The organism is Exiguobacterium sp. s80 (genome assembly GCF_018618725.1).
Classification (GTDB): domain Bacteria; phylum Bacillota; class Bacilli; order Exiguobacteriales; family Exiguobacteriaceae; genus Exiguobacterium_A; species Exiguobacterium_A oxidotolerans.
Genome location: NZ_JACSMP010000001.1, coordinates 530,820 through 548,600, shown reverse-complemented (window position 1 = coordinate 548,600; position 17,781 = coordinate 530,820). Strand labels below are relative to the sequence as shown.

Below are 17,781 nucleotides of genomic sequence, written 5' to 3'. Positions count from 1 at the left end.
TTTGAATCGTTTTTTTTTCATTCAGGATGAATTGCTTCTAATTCACTCGTAATGAACTGTGTCAAAGGATGTAACGTCGCTTCAGAAAAATCAAATTTGACTCCGGCAAGCTCATAAATTTCTGTAACTGAACGACTGTTGCCCATAGCAAGCGCTCGTTTGAACCGTTCAAGCGTCTCCATCGGATTTTTTTTGTAGTTCATAAACAGCTGGAGCGCAGCAATTTGAGCAATCGCATACTCTATATAATAAAACGGCGTTTCGAAAATATGGATGACGCTCATCCACTCTTGCCCCTTCCATGCTGATACAGTCCCCCAATCGACGACACCCGTATCATACATGTCGGTGAGCGACTCGAATTTTTTTCTTCGCTCTTCATGGCTGTGAGTAGGATGATGATAGACCCAGTCTTGAAACTGATCAACAATGATGGTTTGAGGAAGAAATTCGACGATTAATCTGAAGTGTTCCATTTTAGCTTGGTAGAGCGAGAACTGATCAGTGACTGCGAGATTCCAGTGTTCCATTGAGAGCAGCTCTAACGACATCGCAGCAAACTCTGCCACTTCCATCGTAATTCGCTTGTCTTCACTGAACGGAATGTCCTTGATTAAGTCATGGTGGATGGCGTGACCGATTTCATGCATTAAAATAACAAGATCATCAAATGTCCCCGTCAAGTTCATAAATATAAACGATTCACGAGAAGCCGGGAGAAATTCTGAAAACCCTCCCGGTGCTTTATTCGCTCTAGGTTTTAAATCAAAGTTTTCTTTACGGTGTAACTCGTTGAATACGGTGTAAAAGTAAGGGTCAATTTTTCTTAAAATATTGCCCACCGTTTCTAGTAATACTTCTTCTGAATCACCGTAAACATTCGTTATGTCAGAGTAAGGTGACACTTTGCTATCCCAAGGTGAAAGATGTTTCTTTCCTAAGTAATTTTCCTGTTCTCTTTGTAGCTTCTCTTTGATTGGCAGGAAGTACTGTTTAATCGCTCCGGCAATTTCTCTACAATTTTCTGATGTATAATCTGTTCGCCCGAGCTCAGCAAATGCAAATTCAGAAAACGCATTTAAGCCTACATTGTCAGCTTTTTTTATCCGCAAGTTAATGAGTCGATCAAAAATCAGGTTAACGTCTTGTTCAATTTGCCCATAAGCAAGTGCTATATTACGAAATGCACGCTCTCGAACGTCTTCGTTTTTGTCGTATAAAGAACTGTACAAGTCGTTTAGATCCTGGTTTTGATTGGACGGTGAAGTTAATCCACCTGTAATTTTTAAGTATCGATTTACGAGTTGATCTTCTTTTAGACGTACTGCTGTATTAGATTCCGAATAATTTTTCTGCTTGCTATTCAGTTTCTCTCGCAGTCTGATGTAGTCCGGTTTATCTCCGATATACTGTAAAGTCTTCTGATCCATTTCGTGCTTAAACTTCGATAACAACGGTTTTATGTTAGTTTGCACAAAATCCAGTTCTTCTTCATACAGTTGGTTTGCAGTATCTCGTTGAAAAGCAATGTACTTTTTGGTAATCAGCTCTTCGTATGTATCAATGATTTTTGAATGACGCTCAAGAAAGGCTTCAATATCTAAACAATCCGACTCGTCTTCCTTCATCAATGTTGTATAACTAGCTTCAAGTGTGCTCAAAGCATCTTTCATTAAAAGCAATCCCCCTCACGCATTTAAAATGTATACAGTTACTTACGACGTAAACGATTTTATCGATTCGATATGCGCGTCTTTAATCATTTGATCGACTTGCGACCGTTGCTTGAGCTCCTCGTAAACGTTATCGACTTGTGCTCGTGTCAAACGATTAACCGTCGCCAGTTTATTGATGGTCCGGCGTAACTCATTCCGCTTGATGACATGGACATGGCTCGAATCGACCGTGATTTTCTTCAGTTCGCACCGTTCACTGAAGACGATCAGTGATTTAAAAACATCTGCCTCAACCGTTTCAGACAAAAACTTTTGAAGACTCTTCAGATGCTGTTCATTTTGTTTGATCGGATTGTAAAACCGTTGTTTAAACCGATTCTTGAACATCTGTGTCCACTGACGGTCGACTTCTTTCCCGAAAATCCAGCCGCTGTAGTTTTTCGATTCGAGGACGTAAATCCCGCTCTCATGAATGAACGTGACGTCGATTTCCGTCATGCCTTTCCCCCGTGCTTTTGGTACATATGTATTGATGACAAACTTTCCGTATCCGTCGATTTTTTCAAGTTCGCGTGTCGTCAAGTACTCGCCCCACAGTCCTTTGTCACGGACCGCTTTGAGGAATCGTTCTTGTGTTACTTGCTTATACGTACTACGTTCAAATGAGCGGCGCCGTAAGTAATACAGACTTGAGAGCGTCACGACGAAACCAACGAACATGACACCACCTATGAGGACTAACAACGGAATTAACGATACAATAATTTTTTCCACTTTTTTCATTCCTTTCACCTAAAAAACCTTTATTTACCACTTATTAAGAATAAACGTATTCTTATGACTTTTCCACTATTTGTTACATGGTACAGTCTATGCTAAGGTGAACAAAAGGAGGTGGATGCATTGATGGATGCTTTATTCACATGGTTGCCCGTCTTGTTTCTTGCCATCATCTGGCAATCAATTTCACAACAACTAGCCAAGCAACGGATCCAGCAACAGCAATTAACGAAGGAAATTAAACGTATTCAAATTCACCTTGGAATGCCGGGAGTAGATGCGGATGAGGTTAAACTCCAACATCAAGTTAAACACCTTCTTCAAGAGGATCAGATGGTGGAAGCTGTTAAACTAGTCCGAAATCAACTTGGTTATTCATTACTCGAAGCTAAGCAGTATGTCGATTCTCTTCATTTTGATTCATCAAACTAAAAAGACAGGCAAACCTTCCCTAAGTGAGTGGAAAGTTTGCCTGTTTAATTCGGTGGATAAATTATTTGCTTTACTTCAATTATTGTCATAATTTAAAACATCATTATGAATTATACCCAAATGATAACGTGCTGACGATGAAACCAATCGTCGCAAAGATGAAAAACGTACAACACATCGTCAACAGAACCAACAACGGTTTTGGCAGCTGAACTTTTACTTTCCAAATTGCCACGAGGAGCAGGGCGTTCAGGAGCAGGAATCCGAATAAAAATGCAAATAGACCGAGCCGTTCCTTCATCATGAAGATTAAATCCATGTCATTCTTCCCTTCTTCGATTTGTCAGTCAAACGCGTTAGCGATTACTTTCTTCAACCTATCCATTGTTACAAAAATATCCAAAAATGACAACTCGATTGATTCTTTCCAAGCAAATGATAGACTTCCTTATATGTCAAAACTTGACCATTCTTATAAGCTTATTAATGTTTGCGTTAAATCAGGACGAGTCTTTTTAAACTTGTAATTGCGCGTGTCTTATTCCCTAACAAGATTCAAAGCAGCTCGTTTTGCTTCTCGTGAAAAGTGAGCTCATCGGCTATTCGATTGAAGCGGGATGGAAACGTCCATTCTCGACTCCTATGGGAAAAAGAAGCGCGGTTCGCGCTTCTGTCAGGAATAGGTAAGACCCGGCATGCGAGCATGAAATGCGGGATGTCGCGGCTTACCTTCCGCCCATGGAAAGCGAGGATGGCGGAAACATCCGTTTCAAGGATTTGTCTGGGGATAATTTATGGATCAACCCTGCCGCCTTGCGCCTCGCCCGAGGAAAGCACGGGAAGAAAAAACATTTACCCAGCAACTTTTCATAAAAAAAACACCGTCTCCGTCAAAACTGAAACGATGTGTTAAACAGGTTTTAGTCACGCGCGGCTAAACGATACAATAAATCGAGTAACTCGATATACAGCCAGATGATCGTCACGATTAAACCGAACGCGGCGACCCATTCCATCGACTTCGGTGCCCGTGCCTCGACTTGACGCGAGATGAAGTCGAAGTCCATCACGAGTGACAGCGAGGCGACGATGACGATGACAAACTGAATCCCGATCGCGAGCGGCGAGCTGCCTGTCATGAACGGGAGGTCGACACCGAACAAGGCGAGCAGGAAATTGACACCGTACAAGACGAGAATCGAGAGGATCGCTGCCGTGACAGCGGAACGGAACCGTTGTGTCACTTTAATCATCCCGGTCGTATAGACGAACCACATCGCGAACGAGACGACGAACGTCGCGACGACGGCTTTTCCGACGATGCCTGGGTACATGCTTTCGAACATTAAGGAAATCGCACCGACTGCGACCCCTTCGACCAGCGCATAGACCGGTGAAAGGACAGGTGCCGTAGCCGGTTTAAAGGTGATGACGAGAGCAAGGATCAGTCCGAGGACGATCCCGCCAATCAAGGCCGGGAATAAAAATTGCGGATTCGCGGCTAAAAAGAACCATGTTCCTCCGGCTGCTGCCGTGACGAGGGCGAGCATTAAGAAAATCTTACTCATCGTCCCTGTTTTCGTCATCGGTCGTTCCCCAGCCCGTGCCGTCTCAAAACCGCGGCGCAGCGCTGGGTTAACTTTAAATCGTGATGCCATCTTGCGTTCACTCCTTTTAATTTCTCTGTGTCTTATTACGAATCGTTCCCGAAAAAGTTTCAGCTTAACCAGCTATTTAAAGCACTCAGCTGGAACATGACGACGGGAATCGATTCTTTGGCAGAGACGAGGTGCGACGTCGCACGACCGATTTTTCCGCTCGTCACGAACGGTTCGTCCGTGAACCCTTCACCAATTGGACCGAATGGGTCGCTATCAATCAAGCGGTGCCAGTAGTGAACGAACTCTTCGTCATCGCCTCGCTTGATTTTACACCCGCTCTCGATGTCCGGACGCTCAATCCCATACTCGGCATAATGCCAGACCGTCGTCGCATCCCACGGTGAGCCGATATGCAGAATGTGACCGTCCGCCTCGATGAACCGTTCAATCGGTGATCCGGGACCAAATCCGTTCTCGAGCGTATGGTCAGCAACGAACTCTGCTGCTCCTTTGCCCCAGGCTGCGACCGACCACATCGGGTGGTCGCTGCGCTCGACATCCGGAAATGTCCGGAACAATTCCGGCACTTTGCCGACGCTCCGCGTCGGCGTCTTCCGTTTATCATACGCCGGCATTTCTTGACGGACCGTCTCCCACCATTCCTCCGGTACGGCAGGACGACTCCAGTTTTTCGGGTCCGAGTTATCGGTACTTTGTGTCGCCATCATGATCAAGCCCGTCTCGGTGACGACTTCCTGGACAGCTTCGATGACCGCTTGCGCCCCGCCCGGAACCCAGCCGATCTGTTTCATCGCACTGTGCACGAACACTTTCATCCCTGGTTCGACCCCGAGCTGTTTCAGGTCGCGGATTAAATCCGACTTCGTTACCATTTGATTGACTTCCATCCGTCTCACTCCTTATTCAACGACAAGCTGTATCGTCGAGCCTGTTTTTCCTTGCGTGACTTCAATTTTAGCATCGACCCGTGACTTCAGCTCCTGGACGTGGCTGATGATCCCGACCATCCGTCCGCTCGCTTGAATCGACAGTAACGTCTCGATCGCTTGTTCGAGCGACTCGGGGTCGAGTGTCCCGAATCCTTCATCGATGAACATCGTCTCAAGGGAAACGCCGCCACTCGCTTCTTGGACGACTTCCGACAGACCAAGCGCGAGCGCAAGCGACGCTTTAAAGCTTTCGCCACCGGACAATGTTTTGACATGCCGTGTCTGTGACGTATAAGCATCAAAAACATTCAGGTCGAGGCCATACTTCTTCAAGCCTTTACCGGCTTCCGTCTTCCGCTCGAGCTGGAAGCGACCTGACGTCATCTCCGTCAAATGACGGTTCGCCGCCTGGAGAATCTCATCGAAGTACGCCGTCTGGACGTAGGTTTCGAACGTCATCCGTTGCGCATTTTCACCGACTCCAACCCGTGCCAGCTCCCCGATGATCCCGTACCGGGCGTCCTCGGCTTCAATCGTTTGTTGGAGCGTCGCCCAGGCATCGATCAGCTGTTTGACATGGATGTGTTCCTTCTCGGCACCGACACGTTGGTCTGTCGCTTCCGCCAAGCGTCCTTCCGCTGTTTCGACAAGCGTCCGTAAATGCGCGAGATCCGGACGTGCCGCGGCATTGATTTGTTGTTTCAAGCGTTCGAGTCCGGTTGCGACTTCCTGGCGCTTGACACGATCCGCTTCAAGCAGCGCTGCGAGTTGTTGCATCTCCTGCCGGGACAATCGCGCCTGTTCGAATTGTTCTAACGTCTCAAAATGCTCTTCCGACAGGGCCTGTTCCAAGTCAGCCTTCGCTTGCGTCCGCGCTGCAACATGTGTCGTCGCCTCTTCGGTAATGTGTTGAAGGCGTCCCTGTCGTTCTGCGACTTCCCGATTGAGTTGATTTTTTTGTTGATCGACCGTCGCTCGGTCGGTTTCATATTGTGTCTGTTTCGCCTGCAATGTCTGTTGTTCCTGTTCGAGAACCCCTTTCGACGCTGACGGCTCGCCTGCTTTCGTCAGCAATGCCTCAAGTCGGGCAAGCTCAAGTTCGAGTTTCCCTTGTGCCGCGAGTTGCTGATCGATTTGACTTGTCAGCGTCTCGAGTTCTGTTTCGAGCGTCCGCAAGCGTTGTTCGAGCTGACGTTTTTTATCTTGTTGCTGTTTTTGTTCGGCTTCTGCTGCGACGAGGCGGTTGATTTCCGTCCGAATCAAATCGAGTTCCGTCGGCAGCGTCTGTTCTTGCCCGAGTGTTGCGATATCGTGCTCGAGTTGTCGTTTCCGTTCGACGATTGTCCGGTACGTCGCCTGTAATTCCTGGTGGGCCGTCTGCGCTTTTAAATACAATTGATGCAACGCTTCGACGTCATCCAGTTGTGTCTTCACCGCTGGTTCCGGGTGCTCACGGCTCCCGCAAACGGGACACGCTTCCCCGTCGTGCAGATGTTCAGCAAGCTCGGACGCGAGTTGCATCCGTTCTTTTCGCCGCCCTTCCGCATAGGCCGCTTCCGCTTCATCCTTTTCTTTCCGGACACGGGTCCCGCGTTCAATCAATTGTTGCCGTTCCGTTTCACTCCGTTGCCACTCGATCCGCTTTTGTTCGAGAGTCTGAAGGCTGAAGCGCCGTTCCTGCAACGTCAGTTGCGTGTCCGAGACGTCAGCCAGTGCCGCGAGTTCTGCTTGGATGCGGGTCCGTTCCGCACGTTTGGTCTCACGCTCTGTCAGTAATGCTTGCGGGTTCAGGCGTGCGACGTCCTCCGCTAAGCTTTTTTGTTTTTGTTGCAGGTGTTCCTGTTCGCGCAGTTGCTTCAATTCCGTCTCGATTTGGTCGATCCGTCGGGCCCCGTCACGAATTTCTTGTTCGCGACTCGCTAACTGTTCCGCTTGACCGGTGATTTGGTCAAGACGTCCTTGCAACGTCGTCAGTTCTGACGTCAATTGCGTTTGCGCCGTCTCCAGGCGGACGACCGTCTGCTGCTCTGACAAGAAGGCATCGTATCGTCCCGTGATGGCCGCGGCACGTGTCGCAATCTCATACCGGTTCGCTTGTCGCGTGATGTCGGGTAACGTCACGGCGAGTTCTTGCTCGAGTCGCGACAGCCGTTCATGTTCGACGAAGGCATGTTCGAGTTGTTCCGCCTGGCGGAAGCGTTCGCTAACCTGATTGACGTCTTGACGCACCTGCTGTTCGACTGTTTTGGCGGCAGTGATCGTTTCATCGAGCGACGCTAACAATTCATCCGTCACGCTCCGGATCGTCGTCTCATTTTGATTGACCCAATCAACTTCTAACGGCAATTCCTCCAGTTTTGCGAGCTGTTTCGTTTTTGTCTCTTTGATTGCTGTAGCAAGATCGAGTGCTTTCCGGTGCAAGCGTTGCTGGAACTCACCGTACTGCTCCGTCTTGAACAGTTGCTTCAGGATTTGCAGTTTGTCTTTTGACTCCGCCATCAACAGCTCCCGGAATTTATTTTGCGGCAACAGCAAAATTTGCGAAAACTGTTTATGGTCGAGCTGCAAGAGACTTTGAACCCGTTGCTTGACTTCGGGGATTTTGACGGCGAGCGGTTGCCACGCCATCCCGTCGAACCGTGCCAGTTCTGCCTCGTGCGCATAGTCCGTTTTGTTGACGGGATGTGGTTGGCTCGGTTGGCGAATCACACGATAGCGTTCACCTTTCAGTAAAAATTCCAGTTCGACTTCCGTTTTGACATCAGGGCGCGCGAAATGACTCCGTAAATCCGTCATCTCCCGTTCGCCGCCTGACGTCTCCCCGTAAAGGGCAAACGTCAAGGCATCAAAAATCGTCGTTTTGCCGGCTCCCGTATTACCGGAAATGACGAACATCGTCCGTCCGGCGAGTGCCGTGAAATCAATCGTCTGTTCTTCTGCGAACGGGCCGAACGCCCGTAAGGTCAATCGTTCTGGCCGCATGTCGCTTCCTCCTCTAAGACGGTCTGCATCGCATCCGTCGGTCGTTTTTCCCGGACTGCTTCATAAAACTCACTGAATAAATCGGTTAGCGTCGCCGTCTTGACCTGGTCGCGCGATGCTTGGACGGATCGTGTGCTCTCCCTAGTAAAACCGGTCCGCTCAAGATGCAGGATGTTCGGATAAACTTTTTTCAGCTTACCCATCGGATCAATCAACGCTTCCGCGTCCGTCAAGTTGATTTTGATGTAGTCGTCCGTCGATTGTGTCGCGACGAACGTCGGATCCATCAATTCGGCGAGCGTTCCCGTCAACTCCCGTAAATCGCGTTTCGCGGCAATCGGTTCAAAGCGACGATCAAACGTTCCTGCATCATTGAGCGTCAAGATATCGACGCCTTTGACGTGACTCGCTTCCGAAAAGGAATACTTTAAAAGTGATCCACTGTACCGAATCGTCTCGGAACGGATCGCGAGCGGGTTATGTAGGTGACCGAGCGCCGTGTAAGTGAACGGCGCAAACGTACTGGCACTGATTTGCCCTGCCGTCCCGACCGACAGTTGACGCTCCGAGTCGGTCTCAAGTCCACCGATGACGAAGGCATGACCGACGAGGACGCTTGGTCCTGTAATCGTTAAGGGTTCGATGATTTTTCGCATCGCTTCGTCATGATTCCGAATCGTGTCGTCCTGATAGACGTAACGGACGATCGCCGGATCTGCGAACGGGACCGGATAAAACTTGACGCCTTTAATCTCGATCGGTTCAATCACCGGTGTTAATTTACCGGCGAGATGCAGACCTGACCGTTCGAGCAGGGTCGTCGCGAAACTGAGCCGTTCCGCCGAATCGTGGTTACCGCTGATCGCGATGACCGGAATCCCGCGGTCGAGGACGATGTCCGCGAGTGTCGCATCGAGCAGTTCGACCGCCTCGGTCGGTGGGACGGCGCGATCATATAAGTCGCCCGCAATGACAACCGCGTCCGGGCGTTCCCGGTCGAGTAACGCTAAAAATGCTTCGAGCGCGGCGCGTTGATTTTCAATCATCGATTCGCCGTGGACGATTTTCCCTAAATGCCAATCCGCTGTATGAATCCACTTCATGTTTCCTCACCCTCACTTTACTAATATATTAAGTTTAGTTTAGCACGTCTGAAACGGCAATGACGACTCTCGTCCGCGCATAGGCTTCGATCCGGCATGCGTCTATAATCAAAAAAAAGACAGTAAAGACCGGACGCTACCGGACCTTACTATCCTTTACATTCCATGCATTCATTTCCTTAATGTTTGTGCCGCAACCGCTTGACAGAAGTGATGATGGAGACGGATCCTCCGATGATAGCACCGACTACAATTCCTGTCGTGAATTTTGAGCTCTGATGTTTGTTCGGTATATGGGCTGTTTGTTGTTGTTCGAAAATTTGGGCAAGAGGGGACGCGTCTGGTTCAACTTCGATCAGATGATTCGCATGTGCTTCAACATCTTCCCGTCGTTCGACGCTACAAGGTGACAGATAGAACGGATTTAAGTTCGTCCGGTACCGATCTGGATTCCAATTCGCCTGCTGAACCGGTTCAGCTGTCTGTTCTGTCCGCTTCGTCTGGTCCGATGATTGGACCACTTTATCGAATTCTTGTTTCATCCTAATCACTCCTCTTCGCTTTCAGTCTACCTAAAACGCCATTTTGTGTCTTGAAGTCTTATTTACCTCTTTTCAAAACATCTAAAACATATATTTTGAATGTTAGTTTGATTTTTTTGTGACTTTTTAACCAAAAAAGGCGTGATAGAGCTGTTTTGCACGGACGAGTTCCTGTTCCTCGTGAATCAGGACGCGTCCGTCACGAAAGGCGACGAATCGATGCGTCTCCGTCTTAAAACTGAGCAAGTACGGATTTTTCGCGACGATACTGACGACCGGGCTCAGATTCTGTTCAAGACGTTCTAAGTCACGCGCCTCATCTCCACGGACCTGGATGGCGTCACGTCCACACAATGTTGTAAACTGCACCGGCATGTGCGTCAAATACGGATAGGTCCGGTTCTCGCCGCAGGACGGGCATGATGCCTTCTTCAAAGACGCGACATTGATGCGGCTCTGTTCATTCGTCCAGACGTCGAACGCGAGCAATTCCTGCCGTAGCGCGTCCGTCGCACCGACGAGGAGCTTCAAGGCTTCCGCGACTTGATACGCGGCGACGAGTTGAATCGCCGGACCAATCACCCCCGCCGTTTCGCACGTCGCTTGCCCGCGCGGTAAATGTTCGAGCAAACAATGCAAGCACGGGGTCTCGTTCGGGAGGACCGTATAGGTCATGCCGTAACTCCCGACGCACCCGCCGTAAATCCACGGAATTTTGTGTTGCGCCGCCACATCATTGATCAGCATCCGGATATCGAAGTGATCGGTTGCGTCAAGAATCAAATCGACACCTGAGATCAATTGCGGTAATTCGTAACGCGTGACATCGGTGACATGGGCTATAATCTCGACTTCCTGATTGATGGCATTTAAGCGGCGCTCCGCTGCGATTGCTTTCGGGACATGCTGCGCGGCATCGTCCTCCGTGTAAAGGTGCTGCCGCTGGAGATTACTCCACTCGACGTAATCGCGGTCGACGATCGTCAGCTTGCCGATTCCGGCCCGGACGAGTTGTTCGGCACTTGCCGTTCCGAGTGCGCCCATGCCGATGAGGAGGACATGTTTTTTTGTCAGCTCATCTTGTCCCGCCTGACCGATCGGCCGAAACCGGGTTTGCCGTGAATAACGATCCGTCATCGACTCATCCCTGTCTCGGGACTGCTCGCCGTCGCGTACCGTTTCTTTTCGATCCGTCCCGCTTCAAAGCCAAGTCGTCCCGCTTCGACGGCAAGCTTCATCGCTCGCGCCATCTTGACCGGGTCTTTCGCATGGGCGACGGCCGAATTAAGTAAGACGGCGTCTGCGCCGAGTTCCATTGCGTAGGCGACATCGGTCGGTGAACCGATTCCTGCGTCGACGATGACCGGGACCGTCATCTGTTCGATGATGAAGCTTAAGGCCAGTGGATTAAGGATTCCTTGTCCGGATCCGATTGGGGACGCGGCAGGCATGATGGCGTGACACCCGAGTTCTTCCAGTCTTCGTGCCAACAACAGATCGTCTGACGTATACGGTAAGACGGTGAATCCTTCTTTTAATAATTCTTCCGATGCCCGCAACGTTTCGATTGGGTCCGGTAACAGCGTTTTATCACAGCCGATGACTTCAACTTTGACCATGTCGCACAGTCCGGACGCGCGGGCAAGTTTTGCCAGCCGAACCGCTTCTTCCGCTGTCTTCGCCCCCGCCGTGTTCGGTAATAAATGATACTGACTCAAATCAAGCGCCTCTAAAAAGTTCGGTTGACTCGCTTCAAAGATATCCATCCGGCGAACGGAAAAGGTCAGGATGTCTGCTCCTGATGCCTCGACTGCTTGCTGCTGTGTCGTCACGTCGGGGTATTTGCCCGTTCCGAGTAATAACCGCGACTGAAATGTCGTTTGACCAATCGTTAACATGATTAACCGCCTCCTACGAAGTGAACGATTTCAAAAGAATCGCCTGTTTGAATGGGTGTGTTTTGGTATGCTGTCCGCTCGACAATCTGTCGATTCTGTTCGATGATGACCATTTTTTCCGTCAAATTGAGATGATGAATCAATCCGTCGATTGTCGAAATCGATCCGTCAAGCGTATACGGTTGACCATTAATGGTGAGTTGCATTCGTGTTCCTCCTCGATTCATGTAATGAAAACGGACGAAGCTCATATTTCGGCGTGATTCCAGTTACCTCGTCTGCCAGGACGGACGCCGTGATCGGGGCGAGTAATATCCCGTGCCGATGATGCCCGGTCGCGACGAATAGGTGCCCGACTCCCGGGACCTGCCCGAGATAAGGCAATCCGTCCGCTGTTTGTGGACGAATCCCGGACCAGATGTCCACGATTTCCGCTTCTCTGATTGCCGGGAACAGTCGCACCGCCGCCTGCAGGAGATGTTCAATCCCGCTGACGCTGACCCCTGTCGTCTCGTCACCGATCCGTTCCGTCGCCCCGATGATGATCCGTCCGTCAAACTTCGGGACGAGGTACACGTCGTCGCTAAACAACGTCTCGGTCAAGACATGCCCCGGAAGCCGGACGGCGAGGCATTCGCCTTTGACCGGTACCGTCGCGATCTCGACACCACTCGTCGCGAGTAACGCTTCTGATCCCCGACCGCTTGCGACCACGACGTTCCCGGCTTCGCGCTTACCGTTACTTGTCGCAACGCCGACGACGGTCGCCCCTGCCCGGAGCAGTCCCGTGACCATTGTCTGTTCTTCAATCACACCTCCGCGGGCTTTAATCGCCTGACGGAGCGAACGCGTCAACTGGACGGGATCGATTTGACCGACTGAAGCGAACCGGATGTCCCCGTCTGCACGGATCAGTCGAAACGGGTTTTCTTTATAGCCACTATCAATGCCGGTCTCATTAAACAGCTCACGGACGAGGTCGGGATAAAGCTGTCGACTCGTTGCTGCCAGTTGATGTAAGGCAGGAATCAGTTCATGATCCGTCGCAAGCATGCCGGCTGCTGCCCGCGTCGCTCCTTCACTGGAACGATTTTGCTCAAGCACGCGTACCGGTTGTCCTCGTTTGAGCAATTCGTAGGCGAGTGTCAAACCGATTACGCCTGCGCCGACGATTAACGTCTCTGTTGCTTTCATTGATCAAGCACCTCGCGATACGACCGGACTGCTTCGACCGGGTTTGCCTGACCGAGAATCCCTGACATCACAGCGATGCCAGCAACGCCGGTCGCAAGGACACCCGCGACCTTCTCCGGCTGAATCCCGCCAATCGCGATGACGGGGACTTTTGAAAACGTGACGATTTGCGCGAGTGCCGCTAGTCCGCGCGGGGCGACGTCCTGTTTTGACGCCGTCGCAAAGACATGACCATACATGACGAAGTCGCTGCCCGTCTCAAGCGCTTCCGTCAAGGAGTGGATTGATCGGCCGATCTGTAGCTCGCTGAATTGACGCCGCACGACAGCGACGGGAATACTGCGTGATGTCAACTGGACACTTGCCTTCGTCACGAGGGCGACATCGAGCCGGTCATGGACGATTAGTTTTTCACGTGGAACACCGGCGCATACTAGCGCCTCGATCAATTGGACGAGTCGGTCCGCCGACCAACCCGGTTCTCGGATATGAATCATGTCGGCATAAGGCACAACAGCCGGCAAGACTTCTAGTAGATGTGTCAGCTCTTTTGTCCCGGTCGTCACAATATGTAACTTCGGACGCATACCTTCTCCTCCTTGCTACACAAAAAGGACCACCCCATGAACATGATGGAGTGGTCCGAAAAATGTCCAGGTAAGACCTGAGACAGGATGATAATCAGAAGCCACTTCCCTCCGCTAGTACGAACTAGATCAGGTTCAAAGGGTCCGGATATTTCCGTCTCAGTCTGCTGCGAGACTCCCCTAGTGTAGAACTATTTAGTGTTGGTTGGTTCATTCGTAGTCTACCATGACCGCTCGCTTGATTTCTAGTCTGACTTGTCAGTTCAGCCAATCCGTGACCGTTTTGACCTGTTCCGTCAATTGTTCACGCGTTGGAATCAGCTTCGTGTCTGCTAAATCATACGTTTGTTTCAGACGTAAGACACGTGTCACTTTCGCGTCGAGGTCAGCCCGTGATAGTGACTTGTCCTTGATCCCCTGCATAATTGCCGCATGAACATCCGTGTAAGCACCGGCTTGCGAGAACATCGCCATGTCGGCACCACGTTCGAGGGCGAGACGCGAAGCTTGGGCGAGACCATATTGTTTCGTGATCGCACCCATTACGAGGTCGTCCGTCACGATGACGCCATCGAACTTCAACTCTTCACGCAACAGTTGTTGCATGACCGGCTCTGATAACGACGACGGATTGTCTGGGTCGAGCGCCGGGAATAAAATGTGTGCGACCATCACCATTTCCGCTCCGGCATCGATTGCCGCTTTGAACGGGACGAGTTCCAGTTGCTCGAGTTGCGCTTTCGTCTTCGTCACGGTCGGTAAGCCGACATGCGAATCGACGGTCGTATCGCCGTGTCCGGGAAAATGTTTGACGACCGGCACGACGTCTTCCGACTTGATTCCCTGCATTAACGGGACACCGAGCCGGGCGACGTCATCCGGCTCAGCACTGAGTGCCCGGTCACCGATGATCGGGTTCGCCGGGTTACTGTTGACATCAAGAACCGGGGCGAAATCCATATTAAATCCATAAAACCGTGACATCGCACCAAGCGCCTGTCCGGTCTTTTGCATCAATGCCGGATCGTTTTTCTGACCGAGCGTCAGACTCGGAGGTAAATGAAACGTTTGATCCGGGACACGACTGACACGTCCTCCTTCTTCATCGAAGCCGAGGAACGCGAGCGCCTCGTCGTCTTGTGCGTCCTTGATTGCTGCCGTCAAGGTTTTCAGCTGGGCGTCTGACGTGATATTGCCTCCGAGTAACAGGACACCGCCTATCGCGTGATCGTTTAACAGACTTCGGTCCGCGTCCGATAACGTCGTCCCACTGATCCCGATATACAGCAATTGATCGACCTTTTCAGCAGTCGAGAGTTTGGCGAGCTGACGTTTGATGTCTTGCTCCGCCTGGTCGGCAGCCGTCGGTTCGTCAGCGACCGGCTGTTGCTGACTCGTCTTCGGTTCCGGTTTCGTCTTCGGTTCTGTTGCTGGTTCACTCGCGCATGCCGTCAAAAAGCAAGCCGTTAAAAGCAGGTAAATCGGTTTCAAAGCGGTTCCTCGTTTCGGACGCCATTGATTGAATAATAGACTTCAATTTCAGCATTCAGTGATTTCGAGACAGAACAGTATTTATCTTTTGATAACGACACGGCCCGGCGGACTTTATCATCCGGTAAGTCGCCTTCGAGACGATAATGAATCGAAATCGTCGTAAAGCGGCGCGGGTGTTCCGTCGCCCGTTCTCCCTCAATGTCCATCTCAAACGAGGTTAACGGTAAACGCATTTTTTCTAAAATGGAGACGATGTCCATTCCCGTACAGCCGGCGACGGCGTGTAACAACAATTCAGTTGGTCGTGGTGCTCCGTTCTCCCCGTTATTTTCAGGTGCTGCATCCATTGCCAGTTGGTGTCCGGACTCCGTCACTCCACTAAAGCCCATCTTGTGATTCCATGTAATCGTCGCTTGCATTTTTCTCACTACCTTTCGATTTTTAGTTCGGTTCGCTTCGCTCTCCTTCATTATAGCGTAGTCTCACCTGAAGAAAATTGACATGCTATTCAAAATAATTCTTCTTTTCCGTTTCCATCCGATTCCCGTTCACCTGACACACGAATCATGCTATTCTGAAAAACGATAGTTTCGCGCTGCTTAGCGCTAGAATTGAGGAATTGATATGTCATCTACTACCCGTTTAAGTAAAACGGACTGGCTTTTAATCGCCACCCTCTCCTTACTGACGTTCGTCTTAGGCACAAGCGAATTCGTCATTGTCGGGATTTTATCAGAAATCGCTTCGGCCCTCGGAATTACGATTGCGAAAGCCGGCACACTCGTCTCCGCCTTTGCGATTGCCTTCGCGATCGGGACACCGTTCACGATGTCGATCACGGGACGCTTCGAACGTCGCAAATTGATGCTCAGCCTGATCTTTGTTTGGGTCGTCTTGAACTTTTGCAGCAGCATCGCCGACACCTACTCGCTACTGCTCGCAACACGGATCGTCACGGCCGTCCTGACCGGTGTCTTGATTTCGCTTGCGATGGTCGTCGCGAGTGACAGTGTCCCGGTCGCGAAACGCGGTGTCGCTGTGTCGTTCATCTTCGGCGGCTTCACGCTCGCGAACGTCTTCGGCGTCCCGATCGGCACGTTCATCGGGCAACATGCCGGTTTTGAAGCGACGTTTTGGCTGACGACAGCCCTCGGACTGATTGCTTTTTTCGCCGTTTTCAAAGTCGTCCCGCGGCAACAGGCGACGGCGTCAAGTTCCGTTAAGGATCAACTGTGCCTGCTCGCGAACCCACGTATCATGATTGCCTTCTTCATCCCGTCGTTCGGATTTGGTGCGACCTATGTCGTCTACACGTACCTCGTGCCGATTCTCGAACTTGAACTCGAGCTGCCGCGGGCCTGGATCAGTCCAATCCTCCTCGCGTACGGCGTCGTCTCGATTTTCAGTAACATTCTGGCCGGGAAAATCGCCAGTCATAATCCGATCGGTCGGTTACGGTTTGTGTTCGTCGTGCAAGCGTTCGTCTTGGCGGCCTTATATGTCACGACGTCATCCGTCACGCTCGGACTGATCAATATCGCTTTGATGTCACTGATGTCGATTTTATTGACGACATCGACACAAATCTATCTGATTGACTTGGCGGAAAAGTTCAACCCGGAAGCAAAAGGACTCGCTGCGTCCTTGATGCCGGTCGCAAGTAACGTCGGGATCGCCTTCGGCTCCGCGCTCGGTGGACTCGTTTATGCGAGCGGACCGATGATGAACACGGCGCTCGTCGGCGGACTCGTCGCCTTGGTCGCTGCACTGTTGACTGCGGTCAGCTTCCGACTCGACCGACGCGCATCATAAAACGAACTGAAACTAAAGGATTCTCACTTCACTTGTTTTCTCGGATGCAATGTGAAGGGAATCTTTTTTTGTTCTTTCTATCGTCAAAAAGCCGTCCTCTCAGCCCGAACCTTACAAGACTGTTAGGAAATCGTTGCCAACTTGTTGCTTTATTTGTAAATTTACATGGTACGCTGAAGTTAGCTGTTCACCCTAACTTAATTAAAGGAGTTTTTCTCATGAAACCGTATTATGCCATCACATTAACGGCCTTACTCGTAACGGCTTCCGTCAGTCCGGTCGTTGCGTCTGCCGCAACACCAACACAAGTCGAGACGAAAAAACCGTTGTCCGAAAAAGCACTCGCGAAAAAGAAACTTGCGATCGCAAAACTTGCCACGTCACTGATTGGGACGCCGTATAAAGAAGGCGGCACGACGACAAAAGGATTTGATGCTTCAGGCTTCACGCAATACGTCTATCAAAAAAGCGGCTTGACACTGGAGCGGACGGTTGCAAAACAGGCTGCCATGCCGTTGAAAACCGTCACACTTAAAAAAGCGATGCCGGGTGACTTGTTGTTCGTCCAGGCGAAAAAAGCAAAGACACCGAACTTCGTCGGGATCTATACGGGCAAAAACACGTTTGTCGCCGTGACGACGAAGAAGGTCGAAGCCCAGGACCTGACATGGAGTTATTATACGAAACAGGACATCCTCATTAAATCGTACCAATGACAAAAAACGCGCGG

The 17,781-nt window shown here is 50.6% G+C and carries 18 protein-coding genes and 1 riboswitch; of the genes, 3 read left to right on the top strand and 15 right to left on the bottom strand.

What is annotated here, in order from left to right; all coding sequences use genetic code 11:
- Positions 1-17: 17 nt before the first annotated feature.
- Entirely contained in the window at positions 18-1,673 is a 1,656-nt protein-coding gene (locus KNP94_RS02780; protein WP_215115171.1) for a M3 family oligoendopeptidase, read from the bottom strand.
- Positions 1,674-1,715: 42 nt separating this feature from the next.
- The gene (locus KNP94_RS02775; RefSeq protein ID WP_215115170.1) at positions 1,716-2,450 is read right to left on the bottom strand and encodes a nuclease-related domain-containing protein; all 735 of its coding nucleotides are present in this window, start codon (positions 2,448-2,450) and stop codon (positions 1,716-1,718) included.
- A 132-nt stretch (positions 2,451-2,582) separates the two neighbouring features.
- On the opposite strand from KNP94_RS02775, the gene KNP94_RS02770 reads away from it, so the two are divergent.
- Complete coding sequence (locus KNP94_RS02770) at positions 2,583-2,888, top strand: hypothetical protein (RefSeq protein WP_088836850.1); 306 nt, start codon at positions 2,583-2,585, stop codon at positions 2,886-2,888.
- 103 nt (positions 2,889-2,991) lie between these two features.
- Here the strand turns inward: KNP94_RS02770 and KNP94_RS02765 are convergent, their stop codons facing one another.
- The 13 genes from KNP94_RS02765 to KNP94_RS02705 form a co-directional block, all read right to left on the bottom strand.
- A complete protein-coding gene (locus tag KNP94_RS02765) occupies positions 2,992-3,207 on the bottom strand; it encodes a hypothetical protein (RefSeq protein WP_214767553.1) in 216 nt (71 codons plus the stop codon).
- A 601-nt stretch (positions 3,208-3,808) separates the two neighbouring features.
- Positions 3,809-4,546 carry a Bax inhibitor-1/YccA family protein gene (locus tag KNP94_RS02760; RefSeq protein ID WP_214769629.1) on the bottom strand — a complete coding sequence of 246 codons (738 nt, stop codon included), beginning with the start codon at positions 4,544-4,546 and terminating at the stop codon, positions 3,809-3,811.
- A 59-nt stretch (positions 4,547-4,605) separates the two neighbouring features.
- Entirely contained in the window at positions 4,606-5,397 is a 792-nt protein-coding gene (locus KNP94_RS02755; protein ID WP_214769631.1) for an AAC(3) family N-acetyltransferase, read from the bottom strand.
- Positions 5,398-5,409: 12 nt separating this feature from the next.
- Positions 5,410-8,421, bottom strand: a complete 3,012-nt coding sequence (locus tag KNP94_RS02750; protein ID WP_215115169.1) for an AAA family ATPase — start codon at positions 8,419-8,421, stop codon at positions 5,410-5,412.
- Positions 8,403-9,524 (bottom strand): exonuclease SbcCD subunit D, encoded by a 1,122-nt coding sequence (locus KNP94_RS02745; protein WP_215115168.1) that lies wholly within the window; start codon positions 9,522-9,524, stop codon positions 8,403-8,405. Before KNP94_RS02745 ends, KNP94_RS02750 begins: the two co-directional genes overlap by 19 nt.
- A gap of 179 nt (positions 9,525-9,703) precedes the next feature.
- Positions 9,704-10,066 carry a hypothetical protein gene (locus KNP94_RS02740; protein ID WP_088836839.1) on the bottom strand — a complete coding sequence of 121 codons (363 nt, stop codon included), beginning with the start codon at positions 10,064-10,066 and terminating at the stop codon, positions 9,704-9,706.
- Positions 10,067-10,192: 126 nt separating this feature from the next.
- Positions 10,193-11,203 carry a ThiF family adenylyltransferase gene (locus KNP94_RS02735; protein ID WP_215115167.1) on the bottom strand — a complete coding sequence of 337 codons (1,011 nt, stop codon included), beginning with the start codon at positions 11,201-11,203 and terminating at the stop codon, positions 10,193-10,195.
- On the bottom strand, positions 11,200-11,964 hold the full coding sequence (locus KNP94_RS02730; protein WP_088836837.1) for a thiazole synthase: 765 nt from the start codon (positions 11,962-11,964) through the stop codon (positions 11,200-11,202). Before KNP94_RS02730 ends, KNP94_RS02735 begins: the two co-directional genes overlap by 4 nt.
- Before the next feature lie 2 nt (positions 11,965-11,966).
- Positions 11,967-12,170 carry a sulfur carrier protein ThiS gene (gene thiS / locus KNP94_RS02725; RefSeq protein ID WP_029333431.1) on the bottom strand — a complete coding sequence of 68 codons (204 nt, stop codon included), beginning with the start codon at positions 12,168-12,170 and terminating at the stop codon, positions 11,967-11,969.
- Positions 12,154-13,158 carry an NAD(P)/FAD-dependent oxidoreductase gene (locus tag KNP94_RS02720; protein WP_215115166.1) on the bottom strand — a complete coding sequence of 335 codons (1,005 nt, stop codon included), beginning with the start codon at positions 13,156-13,158 and terminating at the stop codon, positions 12,154-12,156. Before KNP94_RS02720 ends, thiS begins: the two co-directional genes overlap by 17 nt.
- Positions 13,155-13,745, bottom strand: a complete 591-nt coding sequence (locus KNP94_RS02715; protein WP_214767527.1) for a thiamine phosphate synthase — start codon at positions 13,743-13,745, stop codon at positions 13,155-13,157. Before KNP94_RS02715 ends, KNP94_RS02720 begins: the two co-directional genes overlap by 4 nt.
- 89 nt (positions 13,746-13,834) lie before the next feature.
- Positions 13,835-13,937: riboswitch (TPP riboswitch) on the bottom strand.
- Between the two features lie 66 nt (positions 13,938-14,003).
- Positions 14,004-15,236 (bottom strand): beta-N-acetylhexosaminidase, encoded by a 1,233-nt coding sequence (nagZ, locus tag KNP94_RS02710; protein WP_215115165.1) that lies wholly within the window; start codon positions 15,234-15,236, stop codon positions 14,004-14,006.
- Positions 15,233-15,658: an OsmC family protein gene (locus tag KNP94_RS02705; protein WP_088836833.1), complete on the bottom strand. Its 426-nt coding sequence runs from the start codon at positions 15,656-15,658 to the stop codon at positions 15,233-15,235. Before KNP94_RS02705 ends, nagZ begins: the two co-directional genes overlap by 4 nt.
- A 205-nt stretch (positions 15,659-15,863) precedes the next feature.
- Between KNP94_RS02705 and KNP94_RS02700 the strand changes: the two genes are divergently transcribed.
- Positions 15,864-17,051, top strand: a complete 1,188-nt coding sequence (locus KNP94_RS02700) for an MFS transporter (protein ID WP_215115164.1) — start codon at positions 15,864-15,866, stop codon at positions 17,049-17,051.
- A 218-nt stretch (positions 17,052-17,269) separates the two neighbouring features.
- Positions 17,270-17,767 carry a C40 family peptidase gene (locus KNP94_RS02695; protein WP_159172666.1) on the top strand — a complete coding sequence of 166 codons (498 nt, stop codon included), beginning with the start codon at positions 17,270-17,272 and terminating at the stop codon, positions 17,765-17,767.
- The last annotated feature ends 14 nt before the right edge of the window (positions 17,768-17,781 follow it).